Annotated in this window: 16 protein-coding genes; 3 read left to right on the top strand and 13 right to left on the bottom strand. The window is 52.3% G+C overall.

The window, feature by feature from the left end; genetic code table 11:
* Positions 1–101: 101 nt before the first annotated feature.
* From EGM51_01000 to EGM51_00970, 7 genes are all read right to left on the bottom strand, one after another.
* Positions 102–443, bottom strand: a complete 342-nt coding sequence (locus tag EGM51_01000) for a hypothetical protein (protein ID QBG46057.1) — start codon at positions 441–443, stop codon at positions 102–104.
* Entirely contained in the window at positions 440–949 is a 510-nt protein-coding gene (locus tag EGM51_00995; protein ID QBG46056.1) for a hypothetical protein, read from the bottom strand. The genes EGM51_01000 and EGM51_00995 overlap by 4 nt, the downstream gene beginning before the upstream one ends.
* Positions 946–5,505, bottom strand: a complete 4,560-nt coding sequence (locus EGM51_00990) for a phage head morphogenesis protein (GenBank protein QBG46055.1) — start codon at positions 5,503–5,505, stop codon at positions 946–948. Before EGM51_00990 ends, EGM51_00995 begins: the two co-directional genes overlap by 4 nt.
* A 2-nt stretch (positions 5,506–5,507) precedes the next feature.
* Positions 5,508–6,977: a phage portal protein gene (locus tag EGM51_00985; protein ID QBG46054.1), complete on the bottom strand. Its 1,470-nt coding sequence runs from the start codon at positions 6,975–6,977 to the stop codon at positions 5,508–5,510.
* A 106-nt stretch (positions 6,978–7,083) separates the two neighbouring features.
* Positions 7,084–8,607 (bottom strand): hypothetical protein, encoded by a 1,524-nt coding sequence (locus EGM51_00980; protein ID QBG46053.1) that lies wholly within the window; start codon positions 8,605–8,607, stop codon positions 7,084–7,086.
* Between the two features lie 2 nt (positions 8,608–8,609).
* A complete protein-coding gene (locus EGM51_00975; GenBank protein ID QBG46052.1) occupies positions 8,610–8,885 on the bottom strand; it encodes a hypothetical protein in 276 nt (91 codons plus the stop codon).
* Entirely contained in the window at positions 8,882–9,154 is a 273-nt protein-coding gene (locus EGM51_00970) for a hypothetical protein (GenBank protein ID QBG46051.1), read from the bottom strand. The genes EGM51_00975 and EGM51_00970 overlap by 4 nt, the downstream gene beginning before the upstream one ends.
* Positions 9,155–9,290: 136 nt before the next feature.
* Here EGM51_00970 and EGM51_00965 point away from each other — a divergent pair, with 136 nt between their 5' ends.
* The 3 genes from EGM51_00965 to EGM51_00955 are packed head-to-tail and all read left to right on the top strand — an operon-like array spanning position 9,291 to position 10,785.
* Positions 9,291–9,485 (top strand): hypothetical protein, encoded by a 195-nt coding sequence (locus EGM51_00965; protein QBG46050.1) that lies wholly within the window; start codon positions 9,291–9,293, stop codon positions 9,483–9,485.
* A 33-nt stretch (positions 9,486–9,518) separates the two neighbouring features.
* A complete protein-coding gene (locus EGM51_00960) occupies positions 9,519–9,884 on the top strand; it encodes a hypothetical protein (GenBank protein QBG46049.1) in 366 nt (121 codons plus the stop codon).
* Positions 9,874–10,785: an integrase gene (locus EGM51_00955; protein ID QBG46048.1), complete on the top strand. Its 912-nt coding sequence runs from the start codon at positions 9,874–9,876 to the stop codon at positions 10,783–10,785. Before EGM51_00960 ends, EGM51_00955 begins: the two co-directional genes overlap by 11 nt.
* Positions 10,786–11,087: 302 nt before the next feature.
* On the opposite strand, the gene EGM51_00950 is transcribed toward EGM51_00955, so the two are convergent.
* The 6 genes from EGM51_00950 to EGM51_00925 form a co-directional block, all read right to left on the bottom strand.
* On the bottom strand, positions 11,088–11,651 hold the full coding sequence (locus EGM51_00950; protein ID QBG46047.1) for a hypothetical protein: 564 nt from the start codon (positions 11,649–11,651) through the stop codon (positions 11,088–11,090).
* Between the two features lie 87 nt (positions 11,652–11,738).
* Entirely contained in the window at positions 11,739–12,014 is a 276-nt protein-coding gene (locus tag EGM51_00945) for a helix-turn-helix domain-containing protein (protein ID QBG46046.1), read from the bottom strand.
* The gene (locus EGM51_00940; GenBank protein QBG46045.1) at positions 12,004–12,717 is read right to left on the bottom strand and encodes a hypothetical protein; all 714 of its coding nucleotides are present in this window, start codon (positions 12,715–12,717) and stop codon (positions 12,004–12,006) included. The genes EGM51_00945 and EGM51_00940 overlap by 11 nt, the downstream gene beginning before the upstream one ends.
* 515 nt (positions 12,718–13,232) lie before the next feature.
* A complete protein-coding gene (locus EGM51_00935) occupies positions 13,233–16,532 on the bottom strand; it encodes a DNA primase (GenBank protein ID QBG46044.1) in 3,300 nt (1,099 codons plus the stop codon).
* On the bottom strand, positions 16,529–18,730 hold the full coding sequence (locus EGM51_00930; GenBank protein QBG46043.1) for an AAA family ATPase: 2,202 nt from the start codon (positions 18,728–18,730) through the stop codon (positions 16,529–16,531). Before EGM51_00930 ends, EGM51_00935 begins: the two co-directional genes overlap by 4 nt.
* Positions 18,685–19,146, bottom strand: coding sequence for a hypothetical protein (locus EGM51_00925; GenBank protein ID QBG46042.1), 462 nt, complete (start codon positions 19,144–19,146; stop codon positions 18,685–18,687). Before EGM51_00925 ends, EGM51_00930 begins: the two co-directional genes overlap by 46 nt.
* Positions 19,147–19,149: the final 3 nt, after the last annotated feature.

Below are 19,149 nucleotides of genomic sequence, written 5' to 3'. Positions count from 1 at the left end.
AAATCTCCGGTTAGTCGCTGTAAAGTTCGGCGCGTGTAGACGCGACCGGTTGTTCAGCGGTTACTTACCGGAGAAGTTTGAAAAGTGTCGGACGAGTGGCCTTATTTTTTTATCGAGGCGAGCAAAGCAGCTCCACAGGCCGTAGTGGATGGATACTCTGAGGTCTCGGAAATCTCAGAAAATGTGCCGTCATACGGCGAGCGTTGTTGCTGGTGGTATTCCAGAAAATCATCAGGAAGAGTCCTGATATCATTCTCGACAAGGCGGTTAATCACCCAATCGGCAGCCTCTCGCCGCTCAAGGATGGCCGGATCCTTGGAGTCCAGGTAGAACATTTCAATGTCCAATCCGGCACCGAAACCCTGAACCCAAACTCCGACTGGGTGGTATTCCGACTTGGATGGAACGGGTAAAATGGAATCGATCATGTAACGTAGCTTCATTCCCAATCCTCCGCAATTTCGAGGTGTTCTTCCAATACGCTCTCGTCAATTCGTTTGAACAGATCCGGATGGTCACACCGGTATTTTGTCCATTGTTTCCAATCGGCAGCATGGTCCGGCTCGGTGACAGGTTCGATCATCTCGATGTGATGGATCCGCTTGTGCTCATCGGTCAGCTCAACAATCAGCCACGCATCGATGGTTTGCCCGTCAATTTCAACAGGAAGCGTATCGTCTACATCCACACCAATCACCTTGGTGGTGTGGCAGCAACGCCGGTCTTCGGAATAACCGAGTTCTTTCCAGAGCAGCCAGAAATCTACTCGGGTTATTTTCCCCGCTGTATCAAAATGAGGGGCAATGCGTGTGACGATCCATTCAGCGACAATGGTATCGATGAAGTTTTCCCCTCCATGTTCGCGGACCTGCATCCTGCAGCCATTCTGATTAAACAACCGGAATAGGTTTTGAATCCGGGCTTTTTCCTGTGCGATCACTTCTTTCATTTCCTGCTGCTCCAGTTGTCCGACGTTCGGACCATATCCTCTATCTTTCGTCCGTCCGGTAATTTGGTTATGCCTCGATTGACGAAACTCTGAATCACCTTTTTCTGTTCTGTTGTTGAATGGGTAACGATGTATTCAATGTTGTCCAGCAACGTCACCGAATATTTAAAAATCGTTTCATTGCCGCTGTTGCTGGAGAATTGCTTCCAGTCCGCGATGTCGCTTCCTCGGTGCGTTTTGACATAACCATCAACAACCTTTCCGTAGGCATCGTGGTTGTAGCTGATCGCATCCATGCGGCGAAGCATACTCTTTTTGAAATAGAGCGCGGGTTGGGCGTGGCTGGATGGATTCTTTTTGATACGGGTAAAAAAGTAGCTAGCTCCGCCTGAATTCATATCAGCGACCGGCGACATGCCTCCCGGCGGAATCCCCATCCGCATCTTTTCAACCGTGCTGACCATGGCACCGTTGTTCTGCATGATCGTCTCGACGAAATCCGACATTTTCTCGCTGTTGGTCAAACTATGGACAAGGGAGTGTCCCTTCATCTTTTCTTCCAGCTCCTGTTCAGAGATGTCGAACCGGAATTGGTTCCGGTAACCGCCTTTTAATTTTCGGTCCAAAAACCCGGCCTGATACGCACCCATTGGATCGTAATCGGGAAGTTTCGTGAGATCGTCGACTTTCAGTTCTTTTTGCCAATATTCCCGCATTGCCTGCACCCGCTCGGTGGTGGACGCCTCACGATCATCCAGTCCTTTCTGCAACCGTTTAAAGTCAGCCTTATGATCCACCTTGCGAATGTATGCCATCTTTTCTAAATACATCTGTTCGGCATTTTCCGGCGAAGCTACCCGAGCATCAATGCCCAGTTGATCCAGCTTATCCATCAACGATTCCATCTTGTTGGGCGAAACCTTCCCGTCGATGGTGATCTCCATTTCACCACGCTGGGCGTACAGGTTGTCACCTTTCCACGGGCGATAGTTGATCCGGGTTCCGTCGTCGAATTCCGCCGTGTATTGAACGCCGCCTTTCACAGACCGGCCCCGGAATATAGTGGAGTTATTCACCCCGTCCTTATCCACCAAAATCTCTCCATTCTTGATCTCGCGCTTGGTGTGCGTAACGGATCCTTTTTTCACTTTGAAATCAGGTTTCTTCTGTTTCTTCGGTTTGGGAGCTTCCGGCAGATATTGCTCAAACGTGCCCTTCGTTATTTTTTTGTTTTTAACCGCATCATCGAGCTGATCCAGCCAGCTGACATAATTTTCCGCCATCTTGCGAACATTCGGATCATCGCTTTTCGCGAGCTGGCCCAGCTTGTTCCGAAGTATCATCGCCTTATCGAGCTTGGTCTGATTGTATTTTCCGCTTTGGGTGGAGTGGTAATTCACGTTCTTAACGGCCTCCAGAATATCCGTGTAAAAGGAATCTTCTTTAAGCGGCTTTCCTTTCGGAATCGTAACACGGTCCAGTTGCCCCTGGAGTTTGGAAACGATGGTTCCATCGGTATCGGGGCGAATTTTCATTTTAACGACCGTGCGGGGCTTGCCGTTGAACATTTCCGTAAAGATCAATGCGTTCTGGTCTTCCACGTCGCCGCTGTCGAACGGCAGTGTTTTCCCCTGCCAGCCAAGTTTTCCGGCATCCTCAATGAGGGCCTCATCTGCCGCCTGAAGGAGTTTTTTTGCACTGACCGTCGACTTCTTTGTGTCAAAACGGAATCCCTTTTGACCAAGCACCTCGCCATAGTAGCTTTCAAAATCACGGTGCAGGTTATGCTTTCGGTCCAATGCCTGTTCATAAAACTGATTCAATCCGGCTTTGTTTTTCCCGAATCGGCCCTCTGCGTAGGGGCGGATCATATCGAGATAGGACTCGTCTGAAAATTTTTCAACCTCCTGAATATATTTCAGTGTCACGTTGGGGTCGAAGTTAACCTTGCCGTCTTTGGCCGCACGGAAAACAGTGTTGTAGAACGGCTCTGCCTCACCGCAGTTGCGATTGGGATGGTAATTGAGTGATAGCTGGTCTTTCCCCAGAAACTTAAACGCCTGACCTTTATCGATGCCGTACACCTGTCCATCCGTCGCACGGATAAACTGCTTAGAGTGACCGTCGTGATTCGCAATCAGCCAATCGACCACATGCTCACGCTGGAGCTGTTCAATTTCCAGCGTGGACAGGTTTTCGGGAAGTACACCGCGAAAATCAAAGTCGCTTTTCAGGTCGGTGCGCCATTTCTGAATGGAGCCGGTTCGTCCGTTGAGCTGAATGGTTCGTACTTCAATGGCATCAGGGTCAATTAGGCGGCCAATCTTGTACGCCGCTTCTTCTCCGTGCGCGATAAAGTTGTCGCTGGAGTTCTTCGCCGGTTTAAATAGCCATTTCTCGCCGTTTTCATCCGTCCAGAATTCCTTTTCGTGCGCACCGCCGACATCGGCTTTTCCAGATTTTTTAAAGGCACTGGCGGGCTTCTTTTTCCAGCTCAGGTCGGCTTCGTCATATTCGGAGCCTTTCTTGGCAAAGACGGGTTTCTTCTGAGGTTCGGGTTTAGGGTTCGGTGCTTTTGCCGGAGCCTTGGGTTTTAGCTTTTTCTTCCCGCTATACTTTTCCGCCCACTTTGACCATTTGGTTTCAATGTTTTGCTTAGCAAAATCCACTTTGCTTGGATCGGTTTCGGTAAAAATCGTGACCAGATCGTCTTTGCCCGCCCACTGCCAATGCTTCAGTTTGGATTCCTTCGCAATATTTTTCAGCTCGGACGCTTTGAGTTTGGTCACCTGATCCTGAAATAGCTTTTTTTTGAGCGCGATCTCTTTTGCATGACCTGCCAGCAGATCCTGAGACAGATCCGTCGCGGAGGATAGCGCTTTTTCTGCATCACCCAGCTGACTGATAAACTGGCCGTAATCGAGTGGAGAATCCGGTACCTGAACGCCGGAGACGGTATTTTTGACCAGCTCCATCTGCTTTTTGATGAGCAGCTTTTTTGCTTCATCCACCGCTTGCTGTTTGGCCGATTCGGCTAGATCGGATCCCTCCTTCTTCTGGAGGGCGTCGATCAGCTGCTGTTTGTTTTTCAGAATGCCGATGCCGTGCTGCTTTTTCTTTGCGAGCAATTCCTGGCCCTTGAGCCCTGTGTGATCAATGCCAGGCTCGAGTTTATCGAGCAGTTCAATGGTTTCCTGCTTGGTCATATTCAGCGATATGCTGTTGCCCTTGGCCATTTCTTTCAGCTGTTTGGCTGTCATGCCATCCAGCCCCTCGACCGGCGGAAGCTTGGCCATTTGCTGGGCGACCATCTGCGCCTGTTTGAGTTGCGCCTGCTTTTGGGACAGCAGTTCAATCAACTCATCTTTCGTGCGTAGCAGGCCGATTTTGTGCTCCTTCAGTTTTGCCTTCAGTGCAGCTCCAGCCAGTCCGCTGTGATCCACGCCGGGGTCGGCCTTATCGAGGAGCTTGATAAAATCGGCCTTAGTACGGGCGACGGACACTCCGTTTCCCTTGGCGAGCGTTTGGAGCTGTTTGGCCGTCAGTCCTTTGAGGCCATCCACGGAGCCGTTTTCAAACACCTGCTTGAGCTGCTTTTCCTCTGCAGCCTGTGCATCGGCCATACCTTCCACAACGTGAGGGGGCAGAATGCAGGCATCGCCTTGAATCGCAGTTGGAGCGGCCTGAGCTGACATGTCGGAACCGCAGATCGTCATGGGCCATGCGACCATGTTGGTGCATCGGCAATGGGGATGTGCAGGCTGTTGGGGAAATTTGTCGATAAGATAAGTCTGGCCATTCAATGGCCCGCAAACCGGGCAGGTTCGTTCGTCGCCCATGGTCATCCATTCGAGCTTCTGGACACCGACCCGCTCATGAAATTTAAGCCGCCCCATGTTATGCGCCCGCAGAATTTCTGTCCGGGCGATCATTTCCATCCGGTACTGCGCTTTGCTGAATACCCGGGTTCCGGCTTGGCGGAACGAATCCTTGTCCACAATTACGGAACCCAGATCCCGGACAATATCATCCGCTCCTTTTCCGGTGGCGATTCCATTCAAAATAGTGCGCTGAATGCCGTCAGCCAGCTCGCGGTTTACATCGCCTGCCAACGTCAGGTTGTATTGCGCCATAAAATCAAGCGCGTTGGTATCGACAATGGTGAAGGCTTTGGTGGCCAACTTGTCGATACCACCGGGGGTGAGGTCGGCGTAGAACGGCAACTGGGCAGAGGTCAATTCTCCGATGCCTTCCGCAATGCCGCCCTTGAATGCCTCCTTGGTGCTTTTGCGAAAGATCAGCGTTTGCTGTTTTTTGAGCGTCCGTGTTACGTCTCCCAATTCGCCCTGCAGTTTTTCAAGGCCGGAGAGCCGGGCCAGTTGATTATCGGGGAGAGAGCCGAGCGATTTATATTTAAGAATCGCCTGCGCGACTTCCTGCTCCGCCTTTTTCAGTGCCTGCGTAAGTTGCGCGGTGACGGAATCGCTGTAACGGTTGCGGGTCTTCAGACTCTTCTCCGTAGCTTTCAGGATCCGCTGTTTAAGATCGGAGGGCATGGTTAAGCCTCCCGTGAATCCATAAACCGACAGGCAGGTGCGTCAAAACTCCGCTCTGCATTATGTACCCGGCAGTGGTTGGTCTCTGAGTTGAAGTGGGTGCATTCATCACAAAGGCTGTCGGCCTGTGCATTTAGCGACGCCTGAGCTGTCTCCGTGCCCGGCATATCGGCTTCTTCATTTGGAATTCCGAGCATTTTGCGGGCGGATGGAACACTCATGATACCGGAGACCACCATATCGTTAATCGGCTTCACTTGCTTTTCATCCAGCAGATCAATGACCTTCTGTTCGTTTTCCCGGTTGGCCGATTCAATGGCCGGGTCCAGATCCATCTTGAGCTGCAGGCTGGAGCGACTGATCAATTTGCGGTCATACAGCTCGATAAGCAGCTTCTTGAAATCGACGGCGTCGCTGGGATCGAGATCGTTAAAAATGAACTGAAGCGATTTGTCATCGTATCCATTCTGCTCCATCCAATCGTCGAAGACCCAGTCTAGCAGCTTCCGGGCGGCCTGTTTAATTTCCCGGATCATCACCATCATTTTCTGCATGCTGACGGAGGCGGTGGCAAAGTTGGGGCCGTCACCGGTTACCAATGAGCGGGAAAGGCCGAGAGCTACAACAATATCCTCTTTGACTTCCTTCACCTTGTCTTCGACATTCAGCACCTGTCCGTCGGTCCCGTGGGTCTCAACATTGACGTAAAACGGAACAACGAGGCCGCTTTTCATATCCATCTTATTGACCATGTCGCGCACCTGCTCGAGCATGCGCTGGTCAGGCATCACCATCTTTTGGCCGAATGCGCCGCCGACCTTCAGCATTCGGAACGGGGTAGTCCATCGTTTGGCAATGGCCTGTTCGGCCTTGCGATAGTCTCGCAGTAGTTCAATGGATTGGAACGCCGGAAGCACCAGCGAATTACCCCGGGGAGAAAAAGCTGGTGCATCCCATTTCAGATGGATGGTCTGATCAACAGGAAGATCAATTGAGTCGCCGCCACTATTTTCCGGTTGTTGCTTGGCTTCAATCAGCTCGCCTTGGGCATATTTAACCTTCACGGATACCGGGTTAACGCAAACCAGCTCTTCCGTATCATTGCCCGTTTCGCCGTATCGTTTGAAACCAACCGCATCGCCTTTGACCAGTAATTGCAGAATCATATCTTTGATGAATTCCGATACTCCCAGTTTTCCTGCGACGTCCAACGCGACATCTTTCAGCTTGTCGTCATCACTGGAGATTTTAATTTCATCCCCCACAGCAAAGGTGCGCCATGAGTTAACACAGTTTTTCACTAGCGGCTCTTCCAGATAATATTCCCACGCCTTTCGCGCTCGATCTTCCCATGAAGCCGGAACCGCATTGTTGGCACTGATCGTACTGAAGGCTGAGCTGTCCAGCGCCGCCGCCGTAGCCATCGGTGTTAACACGTCGCCATTAGATTGCTGTTCTGCTGTTGCTTCCATCCTGTTCTCCGTCGCGGGGTTCATCGTGCACATTTGCCCCGTACGGGCGAAACAATGCCTTGATCGGTTACTTACCGGAGCGGCGGAAAAAGTGTCGGAGGGAGCGTTAAACAAAAACCGGATCAGTCAGGACGGGTTTGATAAAGACGGTTTCTTCGGTTCCTGCATCCAGATCGCCGAGTTCCCGAACCAGCATAGCGCAGCGGACGGCATCGATGATGTGATCGTTGCCCTTTGAATAGATGATTTTCCCGTCGCGTAAGGTGTAGGTCTGCGTGGTGAACTGGTCTTCAATTTCCAGATCGTCCGACGGAAAGATAAGCTGCTTGCGTTGGAGAGACCCATTGATAAGGTTGGTCATCAGCTCCTTGGTGCGTTTTTTGATCTCCTTGCCATCACGCAGTGTGATCCGTGTCATACCGCCGAAATCAAAACCTTTGAGGCGCTCTTCGAGCTGTAACTCTTTGTATTTGTCGAGCGTCAGCAACTCCTGGACGACGGACAAGCCGTTACCGCCATTATCCACGCCGATGCCAGCCGGAGTGAAATAGCGTTCCAACAAGGCGATGGTCTGAGCGATATGCGGATAGGATACATGCTTCATGTGAAGCCGTAGCACCAGCTTCAAGATGGTGCGATCGCCAACTTCCACCTCCTGAAAAACAACCAGTTCGGTTGGATCGTTCGTATAGCCCAAGTCGCCGCCGATCCAAAACAGCCCGGTTCGAGGCATGAGGTTCAGCAGCAGTTCCAGCCGGTCATAGGCGGCTTCTTCGGTTTCGCAGTCCCGGAGCTCTGCGTCGGTAATGGTGATCTTCTGATATTCCAGCAGCTCCTGTCGGCAAAGGTTGAGTTGCTCGATATTGAACGCGCCGTAGGACGGCTTGCCGTGTTCCCCCGCGACCTCATGCTGCCAGCCGGAGGTATCGCGCCCGCCATAGAACTCCAGCAGTTCGGCTTCGCGTTCGGCGTTCCAATGAGGATTCAGCCAAGATGACCAGCGGAACACTTGGAACTGCTCCGATAGCGTCAGGCGATAATAGGTCGTGTTGCGCAGACCGTTGGGAGTGGAATAAATCTTTAAGCGCCCGCCAGTTTTCAGACATTGGCGCAGGGCCTTCCATGCCCGTTCCGGTAACCACGCACCCTCATCGACCCATACGCGATTGACGTGGAGAGAACGGAACGCATCGCCATACGCGCCTGCAGGACGAAAATAGATCACCGAGCCATTGGTGAATTCGATTCGGAAGTAGGGTTTGCGCTGGATCTTCGGTTTTCCGTATTTGGTCAGCGCGATGCTGTTCATCAGGTCTTCGTTGTGGTCCAGCTGGAATTCGATCTCTTCAATCAACGTGTCGAGGTGCCCTTGGTGCGGCGCGGCGATAAGGCCCTGTCCACCCCGGGTCGTGAATGCGTAATGCAGCGCATCCGTTGACAGCACTATGGATTTGCCGACATCGCGACCATCCAGGTGGATGATGTTTTTATGGGAACTCCGCAGGTCTTCGAGTTGGTGGTCCCAATAGGTACGGCCAGAGCCGTCCCGGTTGTGGAGATAGGCTTGTCCCCACAACACGGGATCACGCAGTGTTTCCGCGAGTTTACGTTCTCTGGCCGTCAGTGCCATACTTACATGCCCACACGCAGGGCAGAACCCAGCACAGCGGTCAACAGTTCGGTGAGCACCTGCTGAACCGCCAGCGAGTTCTTACGGTTGGCGATGGCATCTTCAATGTCCAACGCAGCCTGATCCAGCTCTTCCCATTCGGCATACTTCTGCTGCTCCGTTGCCAAACGGTTAAAGGCGGAATCAATCTTTCCGGCGGCCAGTTCGGAGCCGATATCTACCAGCGCCTGACCAGCCTGCTGCACGGCATCGCTGTTCTGTTCGAGGATCTGTTTCACGGTGTCGCCTCCGTATTAGTTTCGTTGGCCCAGCGGTCGAGCGAATCAATCGCCGTTTCCAATCGCTGGCCGATGCCGGTCAACCGCTCCGCATCCGGGTGGTTCGATTCCGTGAGCGCCTTGTTGGCCTCGCGGACGTATTCGGGCGTGTAGCGGTTCAGCGTCGCTGTGGCCGACTTTATCTTTTCAGGCGGCTCATAGGTCGTGCATCCGGCCAACAGGCCGACAGCCGCGCAGGTGATGGCAACGAGTACGATCAACTTTTTCATCGTCTTGGTCTCCTTGGGTTTATGGTTTGTTTTAAATGCACATTACTCGTCTCAATGACTTGATGTGCAACGGGATAAGAGCGTTAGTGCTGGCGTTGCGGGAGAAGCCCGCGAGAGCAGAAAACGGAGAAACACCATGCAGAAGATCAAGAACAGCGACACCCCTCGGACCGCCTTTGCGAAGCGGCAGGCGAACATTGATGAGAGCCTGAAGCTCATTCAGGAAAAGGTGAACGTGGCGGCGGAAACCGACACGGTCAATTGGGCGCACGTCGGTTCGCTCGGGCACGTTGAAGAGCTTCTTCAGCAGGTGATTGAATTCATGGGGTAACCGCCCCGACTTAACCACAAAGGAGACAAAGCCATGACAGAGATGACTATTCACGAAGCAACCGAAGCCTTTATCGAGCATTTGCGCGGGCTGGGCAAAAAGGAGCGGACGCTCTACACCTACGCGAAAGATCTCGCTCTGATTGAGGAGTATTTCGGCTCCGACAAAAAGCTGGCCAGCCTTCGCGTTCCGCAGGTCGGCAAATTCCTGAAATCCGACCAGCTGTTGAAACGGGGCAACGGCGAAGCACGGGCCGAGCGCACCGTGGCCAAGACCGTGCGGGTTTTTCGCATGATGCTGGTCTGGGCGAAGGATACGGGAAAGATTGAAGACCTCCCGCTTCCGAAGAGCACCCCGATGGGACGCGACAAGGCCGAGGAGGCCAGCGATGGTGAATAACCACGCGTTACAACCAGAAGTAACCGCAGAGGCCGCAATCGCGGCCTTTTGTGCGCACCTGTCCGCCGAAGGCCGTGCCGAAGGAACTATTACCGCATACGGAAGAGACCTGCGCCTTGTGGCGCGTGTGGCCGCATTGTCGCGATGCTCCGAAGCAACGCCTGCTTTGCTGGATCGGGTCTTTTCGTCGGACGCGGTATTGCAGTCCCCGAAAGGCGAGCGGTCGCCCGCATCCCTGCACCGGATGAAAGCGGCAGTGCGTTCATTCTTTGGCTGGACCTCTGACATGGGTATCACGCCGGACAATCCGGCGCGGTCCCTGCGTATGAAGCGGCTCCCGCAGAAGCCGCCTGTTTTCCTGACTGGCGCGGAAAAGAAAGCCTTACTGAAGGAAGTCAAATCGAGGACTGGCTTTGCGAGCTTGCGGGATCGAGTGATGATTGAAATCCTGCTCGGCACCGGGATCCGCATCGGTGAGCTGGCGGCGCTGACGGTCAACGACATCGACCTCGATGCCAAACAGCTACGGGTGCGGGCCAAAGGAAATGTGATACAGGTCAAATTCATAAAGACCGACCTCCGCATCCTGCTGAGAAGATATATGCGAGAACGATCCCGGCAAAACACACCGCAGTGCAATGCGCTGCTGATCTCCAATCGAAAGACGCGGCTCTGCAAAAGGCAGATGGCCAACCGCATCGCGCATTGGATGAAGAAGGCCGGAATCCAGAAAGAGGTTTCCCCTCACGGATTGCGGCATACGTTCGCCACGCACCTTTACGAGGCCACCAACGACCTGTTGGTTGTTCAGCGGGCACTGGGGCACCGGGACGTTTCCACCACGCAGATTTACACCCATCTGGTTGATGGCCAGCTGGAGGATGCGTTGGAGCGACTGTAACCTTGGGCAATTCGGCATTGTTTCCGGGAGCGGTTGAGGCCGCTCTCTTTTGCTTACAGCATAGAGACAGTATGAGAGAGTATAGCTCAAAGCACACAATTCCCGATGCCAGCCGACGATATGCTGATAATTCCCGACGATTCCCCGATGATGTTTGATCATGTTTGGACCATGACTCACCATGTCCTGATGATCTCTGACGATGTCCGGACCATGGGAAACCATGAAACAATGTCCCCAGCGGCGCATTCCGGGAAATATTGGTTAAGCAAAATTTCCTAGAACCAGAGTTATGCGCACTTTCACTCATTCTCAGCCTCCGCATCGCCCCGTTTGGTGGGGGTCTTCTTTTTGGCGGCTTTGGTGTTATCCGCAGTTTTTTTCCTCTTTTTACGGGGAGCGCTCTTTTTCTCGGCGACTTCCTCCACCTTTTCCAATAGTGCGGTGGCCCAGTCCGAGGGAGACGTGGTCGGCCCTTTGGCTTCTTCGCCTTCCCGGGCAATCTTGGTGGTTTTAAGATCCTTCATGTGACAGCGGATCATCCGGTCCAGACTTTCGGCGGCCTGTGTGTTACCTTCAATCTGCGCCCGGACCAGCTTTACGGAATAGATACCCACCAGTTCCACCTGCAGGAAGTCGCTGGATTTGTTGAACTGGAAGTCGCCGTGCAGCTTCTCGATGATGTGGTCGAACATGACCTTTTCTTCGGGCGTCAGGCAGCGGTCGGCAAAGATGCCGTGCTTGAGGGTCTGCAGGTTGCCTTCCATGGATTCCGCTTTCTTTTTCATCGCGTCGGACATTTCGGTTTTTCCCTCATTCCGGTGCCAGCGATCCAAGCTGCCTTTATCTGTTTTTGAAATGGCCAACGGTAAATCTCCGATTTTGTATTTTCGTTTTGATAATCCGGGGTTCGGGGCGGGAGAGAAATTTAGCCCCGTATCGAACCTCAACGCTTACTTACCGGAAGCCGGGTCAATGTGTCGGACGGCCTGCTCTTTTTTGTGCTGGGCCAGAATCTGGTTCACCCGGCGCGGTGTAATTCCGGCAAGGTTGGCAATCTCCTCCGTGCTGATGCCTTCATCCTTGAGAGCAATCACCAGTTTGCGGCGTTGGCGGTAAAATGACTCGGCGGCGGGAATCCAAAGCATACCCGAATGATGTTTCTGGATCTCTTGGAGCAATTCTAGTGGCAGGACGTCTTCTGCGTTTGCATAGGGCTTAGTGGACATGGGGTACCTCCACCTTTTTCATCCATGGTTGCATTACCTTGGAGTTATGAAATTTCAACACACGCTCTCGGGCGGTGCCTATGCCGTGAACAATCCCAATGTAGGATTCGGTCACCTCGCCAATTTTCCGGTCGCTACCGACAAAACAGATGAGTCCATAATCACCGCCGCAGGGAAATCGGTGGCGGCCTTGATTTTGATAAAGCTGAGGTTCCGTCCATCCGAGATCCATGGCTTGTGAGCGAATTGCATCTACTTTGGCGACGGCGCTTGATTTAACGTCCGCAGAAAATTTAAGCGTTTCGTTTTGTGGATAGATCCACCGTTCCTCCAGAAAATCCTGCGGAGGCTGATAACGGTTTGAGTTGAAATTTTCACAGGCCGTTTTGAGAGCATCCTGCCCGAACATCTCAATGGCATGGTGCTGAATGGGATTGAAGCGTTCTCGGAGTATGTTCCAGTTTTTGTCTGAGATCCGTTTATTCCGGTGCGCGGACTGAGCGGTCTGCATGCGGGAACGGAGCCAAGCAAAATAGTCGGGGGTTAACTGACGATAGGTTTGCCCGTCATGGTTAACGTCCTGCTCCTGGAGTGTGAGTACCTGCGCGTTCAAATCGGTAGAAACGTACAGCGCCTGCTGTTCGCTATCTTCATCGTGGTCATTGCTAGACCCCAGTAAATGTCGGATGCCTTCGAGAAACATACTTTGCTCCGGTGGTTAATACTGGTTCTTACTTACCGGAAACAGAGGAGGAGTGTCGTAATCCCGCCTGTTTTAACGGGGATAGTCTTATTGGCGGGTGTTGGCGGGGGACGGCGGGGGATGGGCGGGGGATGAAAAACACAACACCCGCCAGCTGAAGAACGTTGTTATTTATTTATATTTAAGCAGATATGAATAATAAAAAACAGAGAGGCGGGTGTTGCGGGGGTTAATTTAGAAAACCCACCATCGTGCGACAGACTTTTTTTCCTATGTATGCGTATAAGAGAGGGAGAGAGAAAAAACGTGTGATATAGAGGGTCATAGTTTCCGAAAAAACACCCGCAACACCCGCCAACGAATATAACAACCTCATTGATAGCTAGATGCCGAGGCGGGGGATCCTTTTTTGTTACCCGCCGACCACCCGCAACAGATCAGCCCATCACCCGCCAACAAAAAAAGCACCCCGAAGGATGCCCGTTAACAATATTATGTATCGTCTATTCAGCGTGTCATATAAGCTCAATGGAATACTGCCAGCTTTTCATCTTTTTGTTTTGGGTTCGCTCGATTCTTAGCCCAGCGGATTCGATAATTTCCATGTCGTTGGCGATTCGTTTACCCAACTGTGCCGGGGTCTTGAAATCAAACTCCAGGCTGAAGTCCTTACTGATACGCCGGAGCGCAATCAACAGCTGACTGGATGAGAGTCCATTCAGATGATCCCGGTGGGATAATTTGATCTGGTACCGCTCTATAAACGAGCTGAGATGATTGCTCCGTTCTCCTGAAAAGGTGGCTTTTTCATCCAGCTCGACCGCATTTTTGTATGCCTTGAATAGTGCGTGCAAGGCCGTCGCAATATGATTTGAATCCCGAGCCGTAGCTTGTGTCGCCTCGTTCAGGCTTTTTATTTGTTGAACAAACTCTGGCCGGACCTCAGACAATGCCTGCTCCCGCTCTTCGGCAGAATCATTGGAAAGCATCATCAGATACATCAGACTGAGATATTCATTGCAGCGGCGTTTATCGTGATCGCCTAACGCTCCGAGCAATAGCTCCATAGTTTTTGAACGCTTACCATCCCGGATCATCGCCAATACCTCGCTGGTTCGTTTCATAAGGGCCGAAAGGATCAGGTCGCGATTCTTTTGAATGGCCGCAATGATCTCCGACTCAATAAAACAGGCGTTCGTTTGGTTCTTCCGTTCAAAGTTGATGACAAAGCTGCGCGACTGGATTTCAGATAGCTCCCCGCAAAGCGGTTCAATGCCGGTCGTATTGAGCAGGCACTTGGTGCGCTCCGATACCGTTTCGCTATCGGTTCCTCCTTTTCGCTTTTCCTTTGCTATGCCGGTGATACTGGTGAGCATGAATGTCGTCAGCTCCTCGGTCATCTGTTTGACCTCGATGTTGTCGAGTGCGATCAGCGGGTTCTTCGTGCCATCGGTATAGTTGGCGGCATCGGTCGCTTTCTTGTGCTGCGGGTCTCCGTAGAGGAGTGTCGAGATCAGTTTGCTGGCCGTGGTCTTTCCGGATCCGGCGGAACCCTCGAAGCGGGTCATTGGTTTGGTGCCGGAAAAATCAATCAGCAGAAAACAGCTCATCCACGACATGATGAGATAACGGTCGTCCGGTGAGCAGGTCAGATTATGGAAAATAAGATCAATCAGCAGGCGGTCGGCTTCCTCTACATCTGCGTCGGACATGAATTTGATCGGCTTCATCTTTTGCGATCCGTCGAGAATCACACCGTCGGCGTTTCCGCCATTTTTCATGACCTCAATACCATCGGGTGTGATCTTTACGATTTCCTGCGCCTCATTATTGAGATTAAAAAAAACGGCATGCTTGGAAATGTCGGAATGGAGCCATGAAAAATGGTCGCGCCGTTCGCCTTTGATCAGCGCAAGAGTCGGCAGCACGTCAAAGAAGATGCGTCCGCCATTGTTGGTTGGAACAAGACCAGTCATTTTATAAATCATCGAAGCAAAGTGTCGTTTGCGCCCACGGTCCGATGAATCCATCCAATAGATAGAGTTGTCGTAATACATGAACGGCTCTTTTGCCAAGGTATAGAAAAACTGACCGCTATGTTCGGCGAACCATTCAAAGGCAGCTTCGGCGGCTTGGGTATAATCAGCGGATCCAGTTGCCAGCTCGGAATCAAAAAGAGCTTCCTGAATCCGAGCCTTGCAGGAACCTGGAGTAATGCCGCTCAGACGTTTTGCCCGTTTTTCAGCTTCCGTCTCTGACTTCTTTCGATTGCGAGACACCTGCCGGATCTCTTCTTTCAGGGCGGCAAGAGGAACGGTTTTATTGATCCGCGTATGGATCTGTTTCAACAAACGATCCTGCTTTAGCGGCGAGTGGGCGGCGACTTCGGCCAGAATCGGCTCCAGCAGGCGATCCCGCTCTGATTCCGACATGTCGTCCGGCAGGTTTTGAATGCCCAACTCAACCGGCGTACAGGCCGACGCGAGCAGTCCCTCAAAATCGGAGGATTCTTTTCCTGATGCAAAGTAGTCGTTCGCATCGATCTTTGCCTGCGCCAACAAAGCCTTGGCTTCACGCACCTCCTCATCCGACCGACCGGCCAGCAATTTGATCAGCTCTTTGGGGCCGACTGCAGTCGTTAAATTGTAGCGTTCCCGCAATGCAGACCGAGCCAGCGTCTGCGATTCGTTCAGCGGGATCGTTACCACCTTTGTTTCGATCTGGTGCTTGACCAGCGTGCGTGCGGTAATCAGTGCACCGTTCAATCCGGCTTCGGAGATCTCGTTGTCCTGACAGATATAGACCGTTTTTATGTCGCGCATTTTTGGAATCAACCGCTTCCAGTCTTCTCCGCGAATCCGAACAGTTACCGGTGAAATAACCGGGAATCCTTGCTGCATGAGGGCAATGCAATCCGTCACGCCCTCGGTGATAATGATCCGCTCAGGTTTGCTCAGGAGAGCATCTTCATTAAAGAGGACGGCGTTATTGATAAACGGTGCGATGGTCGGGCGCTGATGCTCATCGTAAACTGGGAGCTTCTTATATTTTCCCTGTTCCCATTTATTGTTGGGCGTCTTTGGTGTTTTGCGCCCAATCATGAACACGACTCGTCCACGGCTCCAGTACGGGAAAATCATCCGCTTTTCAAAAAAGGGAACCAGCCCGTCCTGCGATGTGGTGCGGAAGGCTCCGGTGGCGGCGAGTTCGCGTTTGGTAAATTTCTGGTCACCGGACAACAGGTGCGCCATTACGCCGGTGTTGTCGGCAAAGCCGATCTGCAGGGCATCAATGGTTTCATCGCTGATCGCATACTTGGATTTCAGCCACTCCATTGCGTCCGGATTGGATTTCAGTTGCTGGTGATAAAACGCGGCTAACGTCGAGAGCGCATCCTTCACACGCAGCTCGTGGGTGCGTTCTTTTTCTAACTGCTCTAATCGTTCCGGCGACAACCCATAGCCCGAAAGCGGCGGAAGCCCGGCCTTTCCAGCAAGGAAATCGCGGGCATTCTTATGGCTCTCAGGCATGGGGCCGGATTGACCAGCAGTGACAGTGCCGTATAAAACAAACTCCGCCAGCTGCAGCACGTCGCCGCCCACACCGCACCCGAAACAATACCAGCCCTGTTTATCGAGCATGATATGCAGCGAACGCCGTGACTGGCTTTGATGATGCGGACAATCACACAGGATACTTTGTTTCGTTTCCTGCGTGATCCGTCCGGACAGCAACTCCCGGGCAATATCGCCAATATCGACTTCGGTGATCTGACGATAATATTCACGAATATTATCAGCCGTACCTGAACTCATTGAGCCACCTCCAATGCGGCTGGATTCAGCAGAATGGAGAGGAAGGTTTTGCGCTCATCGACCTGTGATTTCTTCGCACAGTTTCTGACGCCCCAATGATCGCCAATAATGATGGCCGTCTTCTTTGCACGGGTGACGCCGGTATAAAACAGGTTCCGGTGGTGCATAAAGGAATGCATCTTATGAACAAGCAATACGGCGCATGGAAATTCCGATCCCTGGACTTTGTGAAAACTCAGTGCATAGGCAAGCTGAATATCCTTCAGGTTGGGCGAACCTTTTTCAATCTCCACGGCCACACCGTCAAAATCAACCAGCAACGTGCCGTTGGGCAAAACGTCCAGCACATACCCAATGGAGCCGTTCATCACATTAAGATCATAGTTGTTCCGAGTCTGGATTACCTTGTCGTGTTTGAATAGAGGCGGTTTGCGTTTGGGCGGTATCGGCGGGACAATTACATTCCAGAATTTCTTCTGAATGAGACGCTGTAGCTCTTCATTCAAAACCTGCGTACCAAGCGGGCCTTTATGCGTGGGGGTTAAAACCTGGACTTCTTTTACGAGGTCAAATCCCAGTTCATCCAATCGCGTCGAAAATAGGCTGAGCAGGAAACGACGGGCTTCGGATGGATCGGTGAATTTGTCAGCCAGATACCAGTCCCGGCATTCTTGCGATTTTGCCTCGCTGGTTTTGCGGACCTCTCCGTTCAATATCGCGATGCTGTTTTCTTTCAGCACTCCGGCCTGACGAACCACCTTATCGAGAATCACCGTCGGGATCGCCCGGGTCTGAATCAGGTCTCGTAGAACATTGCCCGGCCCAACCGGAGGGAGCTGATTGTGATCCCCGACGATAATAATAGCGGTGCGCGATGCATCAACCGCCTGAATCAAATGCCATGCAAGCGATACATCGACCATGGAAAATTCATCGATAATCAGCCAATCGGCATCAATCGGATTGTCCCGGTTCCGGGCGAACTCTTTACCGTCATAGCCCAGCAGGCGATGGATGGTGGTTCCCTGACGGCCACTGACTTCTTCCAGACGTTTGGCTGCTTTACCGGTCGGCGCAGTCAATACCACTTCCAAATCACACTCTTCGCAGATCGCATTGATTGCGGCCACCGTGAAACTCTTACCCGATCCAGCGCCCCCGGAAATCAGGCTGACCGAATTGCGCAAGGCCAGCTCTACGGCTTCAAACTGCTTTTCATTCAGCGTTTCGCATTGGCGAAGGATGATGGTTTTCAGATCCTTCTCCACCCCGAAGTGCGGATTGGGTTTAGTAGCCCGCTTAAAGAAGTCTGCCAGTTCCCGTTCCATCTTGAGGATTTCGGGCAAGGCAACCACAAACCGACCACCGATTGAATCGCAGACCAGCAGGTTTTCATGAATCAACTGATCCAATGCGGTTTCAATTCGATCCCGGCTATCAAAGCAATCCATCACCAACAGGAGATTGGACTGATCAAGCAGCTCCTCGTATTCCACCCAGCAGTTCCCTTGATCAAGCGCGTCTTTTACACAATAGATGATTCCGGCTCGAACGCGGGGCGGATGGTCTTTTGGTGTGCCGAGCTGGCGGGCAATCTTGTCTACCTTCTTAAAGCCGAAGCCGCGCAGTTCCCGAATTAGAATATATGGATCGGCCTTCAGCACATCGAGCGCATTGCCTCCCAGCTTATCCACCAGCGTCGTGACCTGATGGTGTGTCAGACCGAAGGCGGACAGCCATGCCAATACGGCGTTGACGCTCCGGTTCTTCGCCCATTCTTCCTGCAGACGCTCGACGGCCTCAATGGAGACTCTTGCTTCCGTAGCGATGCGTTCCGGTTCAGCCATCAACGTGGCTTCAAAATCATCACCGAAGGCCTCAACGATACGTCGGGCCTTGGCCGGGCCGATGCCTTTAATCTCCGGATGGTTGGCCAAATAATGAATAAGCCCGTCCTGATCCAAGTCCAAGTCGTGCTCCATCATTTCCACCTTAAACTGGCGACCAAACTTCGGATGCGTTGCCCATTCTCCAACAAAAACAACAGGCTGCTCTTCTTGCGCAAACAGGTTTCCAGCGAACTGCACGGCATCGCCGCTGTCCGTCAGCATTCGACCGGCTGAAAATTTCGGCCCGGCAAAATATACTTTTTCTATACGTCCCCGGAGTCTGACGGGGGTTTTTCTTTTTCGTGGCATGGAGCAAACCTCCGGTAAAATCGGGATAAAAAGGTTTCGGTGAAAAGGCAGGAGGCCTGCCGGTCCGAGCAAAAGTAGACCGGCACACCGAAGTCGATAATGATGGAGGCAATGGTTCCCGCGAGGGCGTTGGGATGCACGTCGCTCAAATAACGCCCTTCGAGCAGATCGCGAAAGTTCCCTTCGACAACCACACAGGCTGCGTCATAATCACGAAGCTTCTGCAGTTCCTTGTGAAAGCGTTTGCGCCCTCGAACGACGGTGGAAACAAAATCAGCCATCGATTTGCGCTCCACAGCCACCCAGTCTTCAAAGCCTTCAAGGGAATAATCGCCCGCCTCCAGTTTCCGGCGAATAGAGGGAGCAGAGAAAGAATATCCCTCTTGCTCCCTTGTATCGATTACAACGGTCATCATGGC

The sequence above is a fragment of the Verrucomicrobia bacterium S94 genome (assembly GCA_004299845.1).
In the GTDB taxonomy this organism is placed as follows: Bacteria; Verrucomicrobiota; Kiritimatiellia; order Kiritimatiellales; family Pontiellaceae; genus Pontiella.
Note: the sequence above shows the minus strand (reverse complement) of the source record. Positions and strands in the feature narration are given on the sequence as shown.

Excerpts from the sequence above, each read along its gene's own strand:
- EGM51_00960 (QBG46049.1), top strand. The coding sequence starts at position 9,519 with ATGACAGAGATGACTATTCACGAAGCAACCGAAGCCTTTATCGAGCAT.
- EGM51_00945 (QBG46046.1), bottom strand. The coding sequence starts at position 12,014 with ATGTCCACTAAGCCCTATGCAAACGCAGAAGACGTCCTGCCACTAGAA.
- EGM51_00965 (QBG46050.1), top strand. The coding sequence starts at position 9,291 with ATGCAGAAGATCAAGAACAGCGACACCCCTCGGACCGCCTTTGCGAAG.
- EGM51_00940 (QBG46045.1), bottom strand. The coding sequence starts at position 12,717 with ATGTTTCTCGAAGGCATCCGACATTTACTGGGGTCTAGCAATGACCAC.
- EGM51_00970 (QBG46051.1), bottom strand. The coding sequence starts at position 9,154 with ATGAAAAAGTTGATCGTACTCGTTGCCATCACCTGCGCGGCTGTCGGC.
- EGM51_00985 (QBG46054.1), bottom strand. The coding sequence starts at position 6,977 with ATGGAAGCAACAGCAGAACAGCAATCTAATGGCGACGTGTTAACACCG.
- EGM51_00930 (QBG46043.1), bottom strand. The coding sequence starts at position 18,730 with ATGCCACGAAAAAGAAAAACCCCCGTCAGACTCCGGGGACGTATAGAA.
- EGM51_00990 (QBG46055.1), bottom strand. The coding sequence starts at position 5,505 with ATGCCCTCCGATCTTAAACAGCGGATCCTGAAAGCTACGGAGAAGAGT.
- EGM51_01000 (QBG46057.1), bottom strand. The coding sequence starts at position 443 with ATGAAGCTACGTTACATGATCGATTCCATTTTACCCGTTCCATCCAAG.
- EGM51_00925 (QBG46042.1), bottom strand. The coding sequence starts at position 19,146 with ATGATGACCGTTGTAATCGATACAAGGGAGCAAGAGGGATATTCTTTC.
- EGM51_00980 (QBG46053.1), bottom strand. The coding sequence starts at position 8,607 with ATGGCACTGACGGCCAGAGAACGTAAACTCGCGGAAACACTGCGTGAT.
- EGM51_00935 (QBG46044.1), bottom strand. The coding sequence starts at position 16,532 with ATGAGTTCAGGTACGGCTGATAATATTCGTGAATATTATCGTCAGATC.
- EGM51_00955 (QBG46048.1), top strand. The coding sequence starts at position 9,874 with ATGGTGAATAACCACGCGTTACAACCAGAAGTAACCGCAGAGGCCGCA.
- EGM51_00995 (QBG46056.1), bottom strand. The coding sequence starts at position 949 with ATGAAAGAAGTGATCGCACAGGAAAAAGCCCGGATTCAAAACCTATTC.